Annotated in this window: 11 protein-coding genes; 5 read left to right on the top strand and 6 right to left on the bottom strand. The window is 66.7% G+C overall.

Annotation, left to right across the window (positions count from 1 at the left end; translation table 11 throughout):
* The 5 genes from Aau02nite_RS30575 to Aau02nite_RS30555 all read right to left on the bottom strand — a co-directional run.
* On the bottom strand, positions 1 to 579 hold a 579-nt coding region (locus tag Aau02nite_RS30575; RefSeq protein ID WP_212992065.1), incomplete at its 3' end, for a hypothetical protein.
* 12 nt (positions 580 to 591) lie between these two features.
* The gene (locus Aau02nite_RS30570) at positions 592 to 789 is read right to left on the bottom strand and encodes a hypothetical protein (RefSeq protein WP_246595564.1); all 198 of its coding nucleotides are present in this window, start codon (positions 787 to 789) and stop codon (positions 592 to 594) included.
* 116 nt (positions 790 to 905) lie between these two features.
* Entirely contained in the window at positions 906 to 1,376 is a 471-nt protein-coding gene (locus Aau02nite_RS30565) for a hypothetical protein (RefSeq protein ID WP_212992064.1), read from the bottom strand.
* Between the two features lie 59 nt (positions 1,377 to 1,435).
* Positions 1,436 to 2,518 (bottom strand): NaeI family type II restriction endonuclease, encoded by a 1,083-nt coding sequence (locus tag Aau02nite_RS30560; RefSeq protein WP_212992063.1) that lies wholly within the window; start codon positions 2,516 to 2,518, stop codon positions 1,436 to 1,438.
* A 58-nt stretch (positions 2,519 to 2,576) separates the two neighbouring features.
* The gene (locus tag Aau02nite_RS30555; RefSeq protein WP_212992062.1) at positions 2,577 to 3,683 is read right to left on the bottom strand and encodes a DNA cytosine methyltransferase; all 1,107 of its coding nucleotides are present in this window, start codon (positions 3,681 to 3,683) and stop codon (positions 2,577 to 2,579) included.
* 53 nt (positions 3,684 to 3,736) lie between these two features.
* Between Aau02nite_RS30555 and Aau02nite_RS30550 the strand changes: the two genes are divergently transcribed.
* The 5 genes from Aau02nite_RS30550 to drmB all read left to right on the top strand — a co-directional run bounded on the left by Aau02nite_RS30550 (position 3,737) and on the right by drmB (position 15,564).
* Positions 3,737 to 4,177, top strand: a complete 441-nt coding sequence (locus Aau02nite_RS30550; protein WP_212992061.1) for a very short patch repair endonuclease — start codon at positions 3,737 to 3,739, stop codon at positions 4,175 to 4,177.
* A gap of 245 nt (positions 4,178 to 4,422) precedes the next feature.
* Positions 4,423 to 9,069 carry a DEAD/DEAH box helicase gene (locus Aau02nite_RS30545; protein WP_212992060.1) on the top strand — a complete coding sequence of 1,549 codons (4,647 nt, stop codon included), beginning with the start codon at positions 4,423 to 4,425 and terminating at the stop codon, positions 9,067 to 9,069.
* Entirely contained in the window at positions 9,066 to 10,649 is a 1,584-nt protein-coding gene (locus Aau02nite_RS30540; protein WP_212992059.1) for a nuclease-related domain-containing DEAD/DEAH box helicase, read from the top strand. Before Aau02nite_RS30545 ends, Aau02nite_RS30540 begins: the two co-directional genes overlap by 4 nt.
* Entirely contained in the window at positions 10,646 to 13,756 is a 3,111-nt protein-coding gene (locus tag Aau02nite_RS30535) for a helicase-related protein (protein ID WP_212992058.1), read from the top strand. The genes Aau02nite_RS30540 and Aau02nite_RS30535 overlap by 4 nt, the downstream gene beginning before the upstream one ends.
* Positions 13,657 to 15,564, top strand: coding sequence for a DrmB family protein (gene drmB / locus Aau02nite_RS30530; RefSeq protein ID WP_307857966.1), 1,908 nt, complete (start codon positions 13,657 to 13,659; stop codon positions 15,562 to 15,564). Before Aau02nite_RS30535 ends, drmB begins: the two co-directional genes overlap by 100 nt.
* A gap of 90 nt (positions 15,565 to 15,654) precedes the next feature.
* Here drmB and Aau02nite_RS30525 read toward each other — a convergent pair whose 3' ends face one another.
* Positions 15,655 to 16,536 carry a KpnI family restriction enzyme N-terminal domain-containing protein gene (locus Aau02nite_RS30525; protein WP_212992056.1) on the bottom strand — a complete coding sequence of 294 codons (882 nt, stop codon included), beginning with the start codon at positions 16,534 to 16,536 and terminating at the stop codon, positions 15,655 to 15,657.
* Positions 16,537 to 16,664 lie beyond the last annotated feature (128 nt).

Genomic DNA, 16,664 nt, shown 5'->3' with positions numbered 1-16,664 from the left:
CTCGAGGAACAGCGCGATGCCGGGAGCGGTGAAGATTCCTGAGCCCATGCCGGCGATCGACACTGCGAGGGCCGCGATCAGTTTGGCGAGGACTCCGGCGAGAACGATGTAGAACGCTAGTCCCGCACCGGCGCAGATCAGCAGGTTGCCTGAGGTATTCCCGGCGATCGAGGCGGCCCGGGCGGCGGACGTGGACTGTGCGGTTGCCGCGGCGAGGTAGCTGTCTCGGCCTCTGCCGGACCAGTCCGACTCGTCAATGACGAGGTTCTGTGTCGTGAGGTCGGCGGAGATTCCGTTGAGCTTGCCTTTGATGTCTTGCCAGCGCCATGCGTCGACGAACATGAAGATGGGTGCGACGGCGCCTTTCAGGAGGTCGAGGAACCAGTCGAGGATGGCTTTGCCGACCTTGACGGTCTCTTCGGCGATCCACCGGAATGCCTGTGCCACGGGCGGTGGGACGTACCAGTGGGAGGTGGCGCTGTTGGCTGTCGGGATGACCTGGGCGAGTTGACCCTCGAAGGTCTTGAGGCCTGCCTCGATCTCGCGGATGACGGCCTCGTACTGAGCTTGGCTGAACATCGATCGTCCCCGTTAGTAGATGTTGCGGATGCGATGCTCGGACGCTTTGTCCTCGGCGTCGTAGGTGTCGGCGACGCTGCGCAGCGTGCCGGCGATCTCGGACATGGCTGCCGCACCCTCCCGGCAGCGCGCCGCGACCACGTCGATCACGTCGTTGTACGGGCCGACCATGAGCTGAAAGAGACCTGCTTCCAGGCGGCCGAACTCCATGTCGGCGACCTTGGCGCCCTGCTCGCCGATCGTCCTGCTCTGTTCGTCCCACTGGTCAGCTTCGTGGCGCAGCGCGTTGGTCGCGACGGTGACCTATTCTCTGCCCGGGGGTTGCGTCATCTGTTGCCCCCATGAAGAGGAGAACTGGTCAGGGAGGTGAGCGTCGCGAGAGCGTCACCGATGAGCTCGTCGGCTCCGCTGCCGATCGGCGTCGACGCTGGCCGCTTCGCGATCGCTCGTTGCAATGCCGTGGCCAGGGCTGCGCTGATGGAAGAACCCTCCTGCCTCTGGGCCCATTCCGGATCGATGGTGCAGGCGACCAGGCCGGCCGACGAAAGCTGGACCGCGACGTGTTGGCTGTCGTTTCGGCCCTCGACGGGCGTAGCCGGTTTCGCCGGCGTGCGCTGGGCAGTATGGAGAAGCTCCAGGGCTTCTTCGGCAAGTTCGCCGCTGTCTCGAACCTGACCGGCCGGCAGTTGCGGCTGGGGCCGGCGCGCAAACGGTTCTTCCGCGTCAGGGTCGACTTGAAGGTCTGTCCGGCGCCGCCACCAGCCGTCATCGTCCACAGCGGTGGTCCAGGTCCGCATGCAACGCTGCACCGCGTCGCTGTTCGCGTCGAGAACCGCACTCGCCAACCGCTCGGGCACTAGTCGCCCTGGCTCGGCAGGACCGGCGCCTCGACGACGGGATCATCCGTGCGCGCCAACCGCCAGCGGCGGCCCTCGATCTCGGTGTAGGACTCGACGTCGCCCTCGTACCACGGCGACAGTCGAGCACTGACGAAACGCCCCAGAGTGGGCGGTGGCAGGCCCAGGTCGGCGGCCATCCGCGGATGAGGCTCGTAATGACCGAAGATCACCACGCCGTCGGGGCGCAGGTGCTTGCGGGCGTCTCGGACGCGTTTGGCGCCGTCGACCTGCTGGGCGGCGGTGAGCACGGTGGCCCGGTTGACCAGCTGTCCGGTCAGTTCACGGAACAGGTTCGTGATCGCGGTCTGACCCTTGGCGGCGTAGGCGATCAGTTCGAGTTTGGCCGGGTCGTGGACGTGCAGCAGCGTGTTTTCGACCAGGTTCGCACTCGGCTCGATCCAGAGAATGCGGTCGCGTCCGCGGTCGTTGAGTTTCCGCTTGCCGTCGCGTTGCCGGCCGGGCGGCCGCAACACCGACTCGCTGATCCTGATCAGCCCGGACGCCCAGCGGGCGGTGTAATCGTTCGCCCAGACGACCAGGGCGATCTTGTCGCCGCGGCTGTACATCTCCTGGGGGATCTCCCACTCGTACAGATTCAGCGACCACTTACAGTCCACGTCGACCCCGGCGATCATGTAGTCGAGATCGTCGCCGTCGGCGAAGCCGAACTCACGTTGCAGCCAGATCTCGACCAAGGTCCCGACGTGGGTCTTCTCGGTCTTCAGCAGCTGGGTGTAATCCCACCGTCCGGTGCGCTGACCGTCGTAGATTTGGTCGAGAGCCTCGCGGATCGCGTACCCGGTGCGCACGCCGTCCGGATCCATCGCCTTGATCGCATTCCGGACCGCCCACAGCGGCGGGTCCTCGTCGCGGGTGGGAGGGCGGGCGTCGGTGCGGAAGGCGGCGGGGCCGGTCGCCGGGCGGGGCCGACCGGCGGTGGTCGGGCGCGGTGGCAGCACCCGGCCGCGTTGCACGCGCAGGCCGCGCGGCAGCACGGTCGGGGGCACGTCGTCGAAGAGCGCACCTTGGTCGAAGGACACCCGCGCAGAGTGCCGTCAACCGACGACCATCGTCAAACCTCAGACCCGGAGGTCGTACTCAGTCGAGGTAGTGCTTGACATGACGGGCGATGGCCGCGGCCAGCCCCGAGGGAACGGCGTTGCCGATCTGCTTGGCGATCTCCGTCTTGGACCCGCACCACAGGTAGTCCTTGGGGAAGTCCTGCAACAGTGACGCCTCGTAGTGGGTGATCACCCTGTTCACCCGCCGGTCGACGTCGAAAGGGTCCCACTGCGGGTGCAGGTACTGACCCTTTTCCGGCTTGAAGAACTCGGTCCGGATCGTCAAGGACGGGGCATCCCACCGCATCCGGCCCATGACGTCGGTCGTGCCGGTCTTCTTCTCCCGCCAGCACCGCGACAACAGGTGATCCGGCACGTCGAAGCGGCCGCCGCCGGGCGGGACGTGGTCGTAACGCTCGAGCGACAGGCGGGTGGGCTGCCGGCCGAAGTGGATGTCGCGGCCCTTGAACTCGCCGCGGATCCTTTGACCGAAATGCTCGGTCATGGTCTCCGGCAGCTCGGTGGTCGCCGGCCGTTCGTCGATACCGGCGATGCGGCTGCGCACGGTCTCCCAGGGCAGCAATCCGCCGGCGCCGTCCTTGGCGTGCGTGGGCGCCGGTAGGGGGATCTTGCCGATGCGTGACCCGATGACGATGGTGCGGGGACGACGCTGGGCGACACCGTAGTCTGCGGCCAGGAGCACGCCGTGGGAGAGTTCGTAGTCCTTGACGATGCCGTGGTCGGCTTCGTCGAGCAGAAGCTGGAATTCGCTGCTCTTGGAGAAGCGTTGGACGTTCTCGATGATGAATACCTGCGGTCGTGCGGTGACCACGAACCGCAGGTATTCCTTCCACAGCTTGTTGCGCGGGTCGTTGACGTCCTTGCTGCCGAGGTTGGAGAACCCCTGGCAGGGCGGGCCGCCGATGACCACCTGAGCATCGGGGATCTCGTCCTCTCGGACGAGCGAGATGTCACCCCAATGGGTGTGCGACTCGCCGAAGTTCGCGGCGTAGGTCGAGGCGGCGGCGCGGTCCCACTCGACGGAGAGGACCGGCTTGAAGCCTTCACGATGGAAGCCGACCGTCATACCGCCGCAGCCTGCGAACAGGTCGATCATGCTCAGTCGATCACTCACCCGCCACATGCTAGACGCCCTGCTGTCCGCGGTGACGCCGGCGCGCCGGTGGAGTAGAACACATGTCGGATGACAAATCGTGGGCCTCGTCCGCGGGCGTACGCAAGTCGATGCAGGCGAACACGGGGCGTGACACCAAGCCTGAGTTGGCGTTGCGTCGGGCTGCGCACGCGAGGGGTCTTCGCTTCTTCGTCAACCGGCGACCCATCCGGGCCGTGCGCCGTACCGCCGACATGGTCTTCCCCCGGGTGCAGGTCGCGGTCTTCCTGGACGGGTGCTTCTGGCACGGATGTCCGCAGCACCACACCGTCGCCAAGACCAACGCCGAGTTCTGGGCCCGGAAGGTGGCGGACAACCGACGCAGGGACGAGAACACGAACGCGACCCTCACATCGGCCGGCTGGACGGTCGTACGAATCTGGGAACACGAAGATCCGGAAGACGCCGCCGGTCGAGTCGCGCAGATCGTCGCTGAGCTGCGCAGTGTCGAACGCCCGAGGTAATCACGGGAACGACGGTGCCGTCCGGCGTGTTCGCGCCATTCGAACGCGGGTATCGGCATGCCCTCAGTGACGCTTCGGGACCGGTTCTGGTCAAGTCACACTGGACGCGCTGGTGTGCACGCGCACCGGCCATTCGTCCACAAATTGAGGCCGCACATCCGCCGCTGCGAGACTTTCGCACGCTTCTGCCGAAGTCTCGGCGGAACGGTCGCTCGTGATCGCAGCCCGGCACCATAATGATGTCCGTGCCGATTGCAGAAGGCTGGGGAAAGCAAAGCGTGGCGCTCCAGCGGTGGATCGAAGATCATCATCGCAACGCCTTGGGTGCCTACAGGGCGAATCCGCTGCTGGTGGGGGAACACGGTCTGCAGGAGGACAGTTTCCGGACCGGTGGATACGCCCACCGTCAGGTCCTAGAGCTGGTGCAGAACGCCGCTGACGCGCTGCGTCGCAGTGGCTCCCGCGGGCGGGTGCAGGTCCTTCTCCGCGACGGCGTCCTCTACTGCGCCAACGAGGGTGCGCCGTTCAACCAGCAGGGTCTGGAGGCGGTCTGTCATGCCTACCTCAGCGATAAACGCGGCGAGGACATGGGCCGCTTCGGCCTCGGCTTCAAGTCGGTGCTGGCCGTCACCGACACCCCCACTATCCTGAGCCGGTCGGTGTCGTTCAAGTTCAGTGCCGACGCGGCCCGCCGGTCGCTGGTCGGCGTGTCGGCGGATGTGGCCAGGTATCCGGTCCTGAGGCTGCCGATCCTCACCGACGCCGGAAGCGAGATGGCCGACGATCCGGTCCTCGCGGAACTCGGCGAATGGGCGCAGACGATCGTGCGTCTCCCGCTGACGCGTGACGTCGACTGGCTCGCCCAAGAGCTGCGAAAATTTCCCCGAGAGTTCCTTCTGTTCGCGCCGTACGTGTCCCAACTCGACGTGTACACCGACGACGGAAACGGCAGCGAATTCCGCTGTGAGCAGGTCGAAGACGACCGCTACCGACTGGTCGGAGGCCTCGACAAGGCTTCGGAATGGATGGTCTGGCACCAGACGCACCGCCCCTCGGAGAAGGCATTGTCCGAGGTCAGTGAAGCGATCCGTCGCCCCGAGGTCACCGTCAGCTACGCCGCACCGCTGGACGACACCCAGAGCCTGGGACGGTTCTGGGCGTACTTCCCGCTACAGGACTTCACCTCCGCCCGCGGTATCCACAATGCCCCGTGGCACATCAGCGACGACCGTACGAACCTACTTCCCGGACAGTTCAACCATGAGTTGCTCGGCGTCGTCGGCGAACTCATCGTCAACGCGCTCCCTCGGTTGAGTACCCCCGACGATCCCGCTCGGCACTTCGACTACATGCCCGCCCGTGGACGCGAGTTCGACAACTTCGCAGACCTGCGCCTCACTGAACTGGTACCCGAGCTGACGGAGCAGACCGCCTCAGTTCCCGACGCGGACGGCACACTCCGACCCCCGGGCGACCTCGAGTACCCGAACGCCGACCTGCGGATCGAGGTCGATTCCCTCGAGAGGTGGCACGCAACGCCGGGCAGGCCCGTGCGGAGCCCCCACCCCAGCTGTTTCAAGACCCCGACGCGCCGAGCGCGGTTGCGCCGGCTGGTACGCGGCGAAGCCACGAAGGCGGCCGCGAACGAATTGGGCGGCGCCGAATGGCTCGAGCGTCTGGTAGCGCAGGCGAACGACGAACAATGTGACACCGCGCTCGAGGTCTACATGTCGATCGGTGACGAGACGACCCGGCGGCTGATGCGGCAGGCCTCGATCATCCCTGACGGCGCGGGCAACCTCTGCCGCATCGAGCACACCGACCGTGTCTTCCTGCGGGGCAATCCGTTGAGCGCGTCCGCCGGCATCCGACTCGTCCGAGCGTCGTTCCTGCAGCGCGACGGCGTCGAGGACAATCTACGATCGATCGGATTCGAGGACGTCGACCCCGCGCATGAGCTCCGCCTGCTGGCGGGGACCGCCGCGAGTCGCTGGACAGGGCCGCAGTGGCAGGAGTTCTGGACTCTCGTGCTGAGCGTCGGCGCCCTCGAGGCGGAGGAGATCCTCCTGCAGCACGTGCAGAAGGACGCCGCACTGAGGGTGCGCTGCCGCGACGGGTCTTGGCAACATGTCGGAACGGTCGTGGTGCCCGGTCTCGTCGACCCGACTAAGCCATCTCTCGCCGTCGACATCGATTTCCACGAGCTGCATCTGGGCCTGCTGCGCGCCATCGGAGTCGCGGACCGGCCGGTGATCGCGCCGACCGCTCTGAAGGACATGACGCTGCTGGAGTACCGCCGCCTACAGCGCTCGGCCTATCTCGAGGCCCTGCCGCCGCGAGGCCGGCCGGATCCATCGACGATCGACTTCCAAGAGGGCTCCGGACCCACGCCGCTGCACGTGCTCCGCGGGTTCGCAGATTCCGGAGACACCGTGTCCAGGGCACGATGGACCCGAGCGCTTCTAGAGTTGGAAACGCCCGCGAGGTGGATCCTGCAACATCCCAACGCGGCAAAATTCGTCGCGAGGACGGTGAAGGCACCACACCTGTGGGCCGCTCAGAGATACGGACTCGTCGACACGGCCTGGGGGCCCCGCGAAGCAGAACGATCCCTGCACCCCGACCTCGCCGTACTGGGACCCATGCTCCCCGTCGCGACGTGGAGGATCGCGTCCAAGCTGACCCTGATCGAAAGCATGGCCGACGTCCCCGTCAACGTCTGGCGAGAATTTCTCACCCGAGTACCGATCGGTGGGGACTCACGCCAGCTGGGTGCCCTCGTCGCCGAGGCGTACGCACGCCTAGCGGCCACCGAGATCCCCGAGCGGGTCCCGGCCGTCGCCGGCGCCGGTCACGCCTGCGCACCCGCCGACCAGCTGCTCATCGCGACCGGCGACGACGAGATCCGAACCCTTTCCGAACAGGGCCTGCCCTTCATCACCCTCGACGACCCCGACATCGCGCAGGCGCTGACGGAGTCGTGGGGATGCCGGCCCGCCTCATCGATGCTGCGCGTCGAGATCATCCCCGACAGCCCTGGCGAACCCGTCGTCCTGCTCGACCGGTTCCGCCGTCTGCGCGACTACGGAGGCGCCGCTCTCGATGGACTCCAACTAGTCGGCTGCAGCTCCCTTGAACGCGTGGTGACGCTTCCCACGGGAACGCAGAGCAACCCCGAAGACTTCGCCGTCACCGGACAAACCGTCTACTTCGAGAACTCCCTGGACGACGACGAACTGCTCGCGCGAATCTCCGCTCGGTTCGCGCTCGGGATCGACGACCAGTCGATCGCACGCATCCTCAACGAGGCTGACAACGCGCGAGTCCAGGAGGCCATGGCAAAGGCTCGCGCCACCCCCGACCCTGCGGCTCGCCTGCTGGTGCTGCTCCCGGTCCGTACGCTCGAGGTCCGGCTCCCTGAGGGACTGCTCGAGACGGTCCGACAGGTCTCACCCGACGGCGGCGACCACCAGGTGGCGCAGTTGTTGATGCACTACCACGGCGACACCGTCCTGCAGGCTCTATGCCACGACCTGAAGGCCGCCGGATACCCGGTCCCGAACACCTGGGCAGGGTCCGGGCCAGCCATGGAGACGGTGCAGAAGCTGGGATTCCCCGCGGAGTTCGCGGGTGAGCGCAGCCAGCGACTCGACGCCGACGTCACGGTGCTCGGGCCACCGAACCTCAAGGACCTCCACCCCTATCAGGAGCTTCTCGCCGAACGGATCCGAGGCCTCGTGCGGCCCGGAGCGACACCCGATCGCGCCCTGCTGTTCCTGCCCACCGGCGCCGGTAAGACCCGGGTGACGGTCGAGGCGCTGATTCGCTCCCTGCTCGCCGGCGAGATCGTGCGTCCGATCCTCTGGATCGCCCAGAGCGAGGAGCTCTGCGAACAGGCCGTGCAGACATGGGCCACCGTGTGGCGACAGTTCGGTGACCGCCCACTGCGGCTGTGCCGGCTGTGGGACCGCAACGATGTCGCCGCTAGCGATCTCGACGCCACCGTCGTCGTGGCCACCGACGCCAAGCTCGACAGAGTCCGCGACAGCGACGGATACACGTGGCTGCAGGACGCCGCCATCGTGGTGATCGACGAAGCGCACGGCGCCATCGCTCAAGGGATCACCGCCACGCTGAGGTGGCTGGGCATCGACCAACACAACACGGCACGTCCGCTGCTGGGACTGACCGCCACACCGTTCGCCGGAACCGGCGACGCATCCAATCAGCGGCTCGCCGCCCGTTTCCTACGGCAGCAGTTCAACGTGCTCGGCGATGACCCCTACGGTGAGCTGCAGAAACTTGGCGTACTGGCCCACGTCGAGCACCGGGTGATCGAAGGTTCGGTCTACCCGATCGCCGACGCCGACCGGAATCACTTCAACAAGTTCAAGGACGTCTCCTCAGACATGCTGAACCGGGTCGGCCGCGACCGAGACAGGACACTGCGTCTGGCGGAGGACATCGCGGGTCAACCCCGCGATTGGCCGATCCTGGTGTTCACCTCCTCGGTGCTCGCCGCGCAGACCCTGTCCGCGGTACTACGGGAACGGGGAATCCGATCAGCGGCCGTCAGTGGGGCCACGCCCACACCCGAGCGGCGCCGCACGATCGAGGGCTTCCGACGCAACGACATCCAGGTGCTGACCAACTGCAACGTGCTGACCCAGGGCTTCGACGCCCCCGGAGTGCGAGCCCTGTACATCGCCCGTCCGACCTTCAGCCCCAACCTGTACATCCAGATGGTCGGCCGAGGCCTGCGTGGGCCTTTGAACGGCGGAAAAGCCGAATGCCTCATCGTCAACGTCGCCGACACCTTCGAGGTGTTCGGTGACCGCCTCGCCTACAAGGAGTTCGACCACCTGTGGCGATACCGCGGCGGTGACCGATGAGGATGATCCCCGCACCCGAGCGTTTCGGACACATCAACTCGGCTGCCGAGACCCGCATCGCGAAGCTGCTGGCCCAGGTGGAACTGGGCGAACCGGCCACCTGCCTGTACTCGGTACACCTACCCCGGCACGAGTACAAACGCATGGCCGAGATCGACTTCCTGATCGTGCTCAGAGACCTCCTGCTCGTCGTGGAGGTCAAAGGGGGCCGACTGACACGCATCGACGGTCTCTGGGTCTTCACCGACCGCTACGGCGAGGAGCACGAGAAGCGGGAAGGCCCCTTCGAACAGGCTCGCGGCGCGATGTTCGCCCTGAGAGACGGCCTCAGCCGGCGGATACCCGGACTGACGACGGCATTCGGAGCCGTCGTGATGACACCGGACCAGGCGTTGGACCGCGATCTCGAATGGGACCCGGCGGAACACATCGGACCGGCCGCGATGACGGTCACCGGCCTGGAAACGGCGCTGAAGGCCACCGTGGGTTTCTGGCGTCACAAAGTCCACCGCCCGGTCCGTGACTCCGACTACCGCGACATCCTGGCCCTGCTGCGCCCGGACTTCGACCGTGTTCCCCGGCTGTCGCTGCTCGCCCCGACCTTCGAGACCGACTACCTGGAACTGGCCCGTGAGCAGTACGACATGCTCCGAGGCAGTGAGATCAACGAACGGATCTTCTGCACCGGCGGAGCCGGGTCCGGCAAGACCCTGCTGGCGGTGGAGACCTCACGGCGTGCCGCCCAAGCCGGTGCCTCGGTCCTGCTCACCTGCCGCTCGCCAGGCGTCATCGACGTCATGCGCCGTTCTCTGGCCCACACGAACGTCACCTGCCTGCCCTGGTCGGATCTGGCCGACATCGGTCCCGTCGACGTCCTCGTCGTCGACGAAGCCCAGGACCTGCTCAACGTCGAGGACTGCCTACGACTCGATGCACTCGTCACCGGCGGACTGCGCGACGGGCGCTGGCGCATGTTCAGCGACCCCAACAACCAGACCGACATCCACGGTGTCTTCGACCCCGACGTCTACCGAGAGGTCTGCGCGAACGCCAGCCGCTACCAACTGCCCTACAACTGCCGCAACACCTCGGCGATCGTCACCCAGACACAACTCATGACCGGCGCAGACCTCGGCGTGGCCAAAGCAGGGCAGGGACCCGCGGTCGACTACGACCGACCGGACACCGACCAGGACACTAGCGCGCTGCTCGACGCCCGACTCAAGAGGCTCCGCCGAGACGACATCGACCTGAGCGACGTCGTGGTCGTGACACTGCGCGAAACGGTCAAGGACAGCTCCGCCGTGCACTCCCGAGCCTTCGCCAGAGGACTACTGGTCACCGACGACCGTGGGCCGAGACCCTCCGAGCCCGGTGTCGCCAAACTCGTCACCGTCCAGGACTTCAAGGGCCTCGAGTCCCCGCACGTGCTGGTCATCGACATCGACGACGTCACCGAACCGGCCGACAAATCGAAGCTCTACGTGGCCATGACCCGACCACGGATCTCACTGTGGCTGGCGGTGCTACCGACAGCTTGGCAGCAGCTGACCAGGACACCCGAAGGGAACCGGCGATGACCGAACCGCGGACGTTCGTCGAACTGCGCGACGACACCGTCGCCTACCTACGACGGCAGTATCTCGGGCCCCAGGACGGTGAACACGAGATCCTCGCGAACCGCCCCGATCGGTTGTATCTGGTCGGGACTCTCTATCCGCGAGGGCCCGCGGCCCCGCGGCTGGACGGCGACGTCCTCGGTGACGAGGGCCACGAGGAAGGGCTCGACGAGCCGATCGAACTGGCGAACGCCTGGCGCCCCGCGTCCGCCGCGATCTCATTCCTGCACGACGGCGCCGACATCGACTGCGAGGTGTCGGCCGCCCGGTACGAGAAGCTCTCCGACGGCGGCGGCTGGCGGCGTGTCCCGCTCACGGAGCCCTCCGTCATCCTCGACCCGCACACCGACCCGGTGACGATCTTCGGCGGAACCGCGAGTCTCAAGGCGGTGTGGCGGCCGCTGGGCGATGCCTGGCTGGTCACGGTCGCCGTCGAGAACAACGCCCGCCACGACGACGCCGCCTCTCCGCCCCCGACCGAGGACTGCCTGTTCCAGGTGGACCTGCGCTGCACCATCGGCGGCGGCGAGGTTCGGCCGTATCCGTCGGTGTCGCTGCTCAGCGAGGACCCGGAGGATCAAGAGCTGCAGCTGCTCTACCGGCACCGCCGCGTCTACGGCGTCGGCCACGGCTGCTCCGTGGCCTGGGAGACCACCGCCGACGTCGTCACCCGGGTCGCCGTGGACATGCTGCCTGGCAGCATCGTCCCGGGGGTCTCGCCGGGCACCCGGACCGCGTCGGTGCTCAGGCTCGGCTTCCTCTGCGACGAGACCATCACGGTTCCCCGACTCGCCGAAGAACTCGGCACCTTCATCGAAGACTACGCAGGTTGGATCGAACGACGCCGGGCCGAAGCGGACGAGCTGCCCGCACACCACGCCGGCGCAGCGGGCCGCCTGCTGCAGCGGATGGACACGGCCCGCGACCGGATGCGTGAAGGCGTCCGAGTGCTCATCGACAACGAGCCCGCCCGGGTCGCCTTCCGCCTGGCGAACAGAGCCATGCGCGAACAGATCCTCCAGTCACGACACGCCAAGACGTCGCCGGGCCGCCGCGGACAGGAACTGGCGAAGCGCCCCGCCGACCTCACCGAACCCGCCTGGTACCCGTTCCAGCTGGCGTTCCAACTCCTCACCGTCGCCTCGACCGTCGATCACCGCCACACCGATCGCGAGGTCGTCGATCTCATCTGGTTCCCGACCGGTGGAGGAAAGACCGAGGCCTACCTGGCCCTCGCCGCCTTCGAGATGATCCACCGCAGGCTCACCCGAGGCGTACGCGGCGGCGGAACCGCGGTCCTCACCCGCTACACACTGCGCATGCTCACCGCCCAACAGTTCCAACGGGCCGCGACGCTCATCTGCGCACTGGAACAACTGCGCCACCACGACCCCCGGCTGCGGGGGACACCGGCATTCACGATCGGGCTGTGGCTCGGCGGTGCGACCACACCGAACACCTACAAGGACGCCCACGACCGGGCCCGCACCCTACGAAGGGCAACCGAGCCGGACAACTCCTTCCAGATCAACGACTGCCCGTGGTGCGCCACCCCTCTGCTGCCGCGTACCCGAACCGCCGACACTGGGGCCTACGGCGTACGAACCACCAACAACACGTTCGCACTCTTCTGCCCGCACGCCGAATGCCCGTTCCATCCTGAACTACCGGTCAAGGTGGTCGACCAACAGATCTACGCCGACCCGCCGACCCTGCTGGTCGCCACCGTCGACAAGTTCGCCGGGCTGGCCTGGCACAAGGACGCCGGCGTGCTGTTGGGCCGCGACGACGTGCCCTATGACCCACCCGGCCTGGTCATCCAGGACGAGCTGCACCTGCTGTCCGGTCCGCTCGGCACTACCGTCGCCCTGTACGAAGCCGCAGTTCTGGGCCTCATGGGCTGGGACGGCACCAAACCGAAGATCGTCGCGTCGACGGCCACGATCAGATCCGCACCGGAACAGGTGCAACGACTCTACGGATCACCCGTCGCGCTGTTCCCGCCCAGCGGACTGGACGCCGACCACAGCTACTTCGCCAACACCGACGACGAGTCACCGGGGCGCATGTACGTCGGTCTGATGCCCCAGTCGTTCACCCAGTCCCGCGCGACCGGCCTGGCCTGTCTGGCTCTGCTCGAAGTGCCGATGCTGTTGTCGCAGGAACCACGAGACCTGGACCCGTACTGGACGGTCGTGGCGTATCACAACTCCTTGCGGGAACTGGGCCGCACGGTCACCATCGTGCGCGACGACATCGAGTCCCTGCTGACCAACCGAGCGACACGTCGCGGTGATCGTGCACGCCGTATCCGCGGCGAGGGCGTCATCGAACTCACCAGCAACGTTGCGCCCAGCGCGCTGATCAAACGACTCGCCCGCCTCGAGCGACGTGTCGACCAGAAGGACGCGGTCGATCTCGTCGCGACGACCAACATGCTGTCCGTGGGCATCGACATCAGCCGTCTCGGTCTGATGCTCATGAACGGACAACCCAAGACGACGGCCGAGTACATCCAGGCCACGAGCCGGGTCGGCAGATCCGACGTTCCGGGCCTCGTCGTGACACTGCTACGTGCGGGAAAGCCGCGCGACAGGTCACACTACGAGTCGTTCCGGGCATTCCACGGATCGCTCTACCGCCACGTCGAGCCGACCAGCGTCACACCCTGGTCCGCGGCGTCGCGTGATCGATCGCTCAGTGCCGCCCTGGTCATGCTCGTGCGTCACGGTGCGGGACTGCGTACCAACGACGATGCGGGTGCCTTCCGCCCCACCGACCCGCCCGTGGCCAAGGCCGTTCGCATCCTGCTCGAGGCCGTCGCCAGGAGCGAACCGGATGCACTGAGTGAGACGACGGCCGAAGTACAGCGACTGGTCAACGAGTGGGACCGCAAGGCACGACGGGCCGAAGACCTGGGCCTGAACCTTCGCTACGACAGCAGCGACAACGATCACCCCGTCCTGTTGTGCGAGTTCGGGGAACGGCGGGACGCCTGGCCCACCATGCATTCCATGCGTTCGGTGGATCGCACCGTCCGTGTCATCGCCATCGGGGAGGTTCAGTGAGGACCACACGACTCAGCCAGACGATCTCACCCTTCGGTGTCGGTGCCGTCCTGGACGTCCTCGGGGAGTCGCTCATGGCTGCGGACATCAGCCGCTGGCCGGTGGACGAGACCTATCGGATCGTCTCGCGACGACTCGAGGAAAGTCTCGGCGTCGCCGAACTGCGCAGCCCGCCCAGCGTCCCCTCGCGCCCGTCTAAGCGCACCCCCGGGGTGCTCTACGAACGCTTCCCCGGCTGGTTGTTCTGTCAGGACTGCCGCCGCATGCACCGGATGAGACACCACGACGAGACCGGTGAACCGCCGACCTGCCGACACTGCAGGGGTCCTATGGTCCCGATGCGATTCATCGTCGTGGGAACCGAACGCGGTCACGCCATGGACGTCCCCTGGGTCAGATGGGCCCACTCCGAACCGCAGAATCAGGAACACCAACGCTGCCGGGCGGAGGATCTGCTGTTCCTCACCCGCTCGGGCGGCTCCGAAGGCCTTTCCAGCCTGTACGTGCGGTGCGCCACCTGCACGGCTGAACGAGACCTGGGCGACTTGACCACACGCGGGTCGCTGGCCCGCATCAACGTGCGATGCAGCGGCGCCCAACCCTGGCAACGTCCCAACCCCAACGCGTGCGACGAACGACTCGAGGTCCTCCAGCGAGGCGCCACCAACGTCACGCTCAGCGAGACCACCACCGCGCTGGACATCCCTGAACCGGCGATACCCGTACGCGACGAACAAGCCGAGATCCGTCAGCACCGCAACTTCGAAGACCTGCGGTCGGCACCGAACGGCCCGTTCGCCGAGATGTTCGTCGATCTCATCGCCTCCAACCTCACGGTCAGTAAAGACCTAGTCCGCCAGGTCGCCGGTTCGGGTACCGGTCATGATCAAGAGGTCAGTGCCGCGCGGGAGGGTCTGCTCGCCGACGAGTGGCAGGCATTCAGGCAGGCCATCGACAATCCCGACGAGCAGCTCGGCACACCCACCTTCCGCGTCTCGGCGACCGCGTTCCTGGAACCGAACGCCGGCTCGGCCTTCGCCGCGCTCGGCGAGACAATCAGTCACGTCGTGCTCGCCCACCGCCTCAGAGAGGTACGGGTTCTGCACGGCTTCCGCCGATACGATCCGAGCGCCGACATGGTCGACGCCGATCTTGGACCCCGAGGCAGAGCCCGGTGGCTGCCCGCCGTGGAGGCCTATGGAGAAGGGATACTCCTGACTCTCGACGAGGATCGACTCGCCCGTTGGGAAGGCCGGGAACCGGTCGCCGAACGCGCCCTCGAACTGGAACGCAGGCGACGCGAGTCACCCATCGGCTCGAGATTTTCCGAGGCGACGCCCCGCCTTATCCTGCTGCACACCCTCGCACACATCCTCATGCGTCAGCTGGCCTTCACCTGCGGATACTCGGCGGCATCACTGCGCGAACGCGTGTACGCCTCCACAGGACCGTCACCCGAGGCCGGCCTGCTCATCTACACAGCCGCCGGCGACGCGGAGGGCACTCTCGGTGGCCTCGTCCGCCAAGGACACGCTCCACGACTGGCGACGACCGTGTTCTCCGCTCTGGAGGGCGCTGCCTGGTGTTCCTCGGACCCCCTCTGTCGAGGAAGCCGCGGACAGGGCCTGGGCAGCATGAACCTCGCCGCCTGCCACGGCTGCTGCCTGGTGTCGGAGACCTCGTGCGAGCGAGGGAACCTTCTGCTGGACCGCGTCATGCTCGTCGGTGACGGGACGACACCCGGCTACTTCGAAGAGGTCATCGCTGGCGCCCGGATCACGGCGGCTCGGTACGCCTCGACTGAGTAGCATCCGACCTCGCCGGCGTGTCCAGACGAATCAAGCTAGAAACCCCCCGGACATGACGGCGAGGCCGATCCGGGCATCGAGCGTGTGCCGTCAACCGCCGATGCCAGCGGCGCATCGATTACACGATGTGGCCAGCCGGGCGACACTGGTCAGGCGATCCGCCGATAGCTCGGCCACCGCGTCAGGCGTGGCATCGAGATGCCGGACGACCAGGTAGAACACCTGATCCTGCGGTAACTTCGACGACAGGCGACCGACGCGGCAACTGCGACATGTGAATCGATCCCGCGAGAAGACCTGCCTACGCAAATCTTCCGGGAACAACCTTTGTGACGGATGCAGCCGGTCGGCCTCCCGCACCGACACAAGCCGGTGATCTCCCGGGTTCAAATCGGGTGCATCGGCAGAGGTCTCGATCGGCAACAACTCCCGGCCCCTGATCTGCCGGGCGACACCGGCGCCGTCCTTGTCCCGGGCGACCCTGTTGAGTTCCTCCGCAGACACGGCCTGGCCGACCAGCGTCTCGAGCAACGTCTGGACCCGTTTGACAGCGGAACCCCCCGCATTACGGACGTCGGTCACCGTCTTGAAACGAACACGACGGGCCGTATCGGGGTCCTCCGACATCAAACGGTAGCGGCCGCCACCCTCCTCGATCTCGTAACCCAGTTCGCCACGAAGCTCACGCACGCGCCGAGCCCACTCGCCGATACCCGACACCGCCGCCAACTCGTCGCTACCGACCCACTCACCGCGATGCCTCATCAAGTGGGCGAGGATCCGCTTGCGGGCCCCGCCGCCCGAGTCCGATCGCGGCCGTCGACCGCGGTATGCACGAGCGATTGCCACCCGAAGCTCGGCGACCGCGTCGAGAACCGCCTCCTGCGAGCGCTCGGCGGCCACCTCGTCCGCGAGCCCTCCCAGCCGCTCGACCGCAGCGCGAAAGTCGTCAGCTGGATCTCCGTCAACCACAAGGGCACCCTATGCCGTCCACCCTCCTCCGACGCCATTTCGACACGGAGCTGGGCCAGCACCTCTTAAGTCACACTGAGTGCCGTTCGTACCCGGTAAACGATTGGGCATACTCCGCTGCTGCGACC

Origin of the sequence: Actinoplanes auranticolor (genome assembly GCF_018332655.1) — a bacterium.
Lineage (GTDB): Bacteria > Actinomycetota > Actinomycetes > Mycobacteriales > Micromonosporaceae > Actinoplanes > Actinoplanes auranticolor.
The sequence above is the reverse complement of the archived record's forward strand: the minus strand, read 5'-3'. Positions and strand labels throughout refer to the sequence as shown.

Excerpts from the sequence above, each read along its gene's own strand:
- Aau02nite_RS30570 (WP_246595564.1), bottom strand. The coding sequence starts at position 789 with ATGGAGTTCGGCCGCCTGGAAGCAGGTCTCTTTCAGCTCATGGTCGGC.
- Aau02nite_RS30565 (WP_212992064.1), bottom strand. The coding sequence starts at position 1,376 with ATGCGGACCTGGACCACCGCTGTGGACGATGACGGCTGGTGGCGGCGC.
- Aau02nite_RS30555 (WP_212992062.1), bottom strand. The coding sequence starts at position 3,683 with ATGTGGCGGGTGAGTGATCGACTGAGCATGATCGACCTGTTCGCAGGC.
- Aau02nite_RS30550 (WP_212992061.1), top strand. The coding sequence starts at position 3,737 with ATGTCGGATGACAAATCGTGGGCCTCGTCCGCGGGCGTACGCAAGTCG.
- Aau02nite_RS30540 (WP_212992059.1), top strand. The coding sequence starts at position 9,066 with ATGAGGATGATCCCCGCACCCGAGCGTTTCGGACACATCAACTCGGCT.
- Aau02nite_RS30535 (WP_212992058.1), top strand. The coding sequence starts at position 10,646 with ATGACCGAACCGCGGACGTTCGTCGAACTGCGCGACGACACCGTCGCC.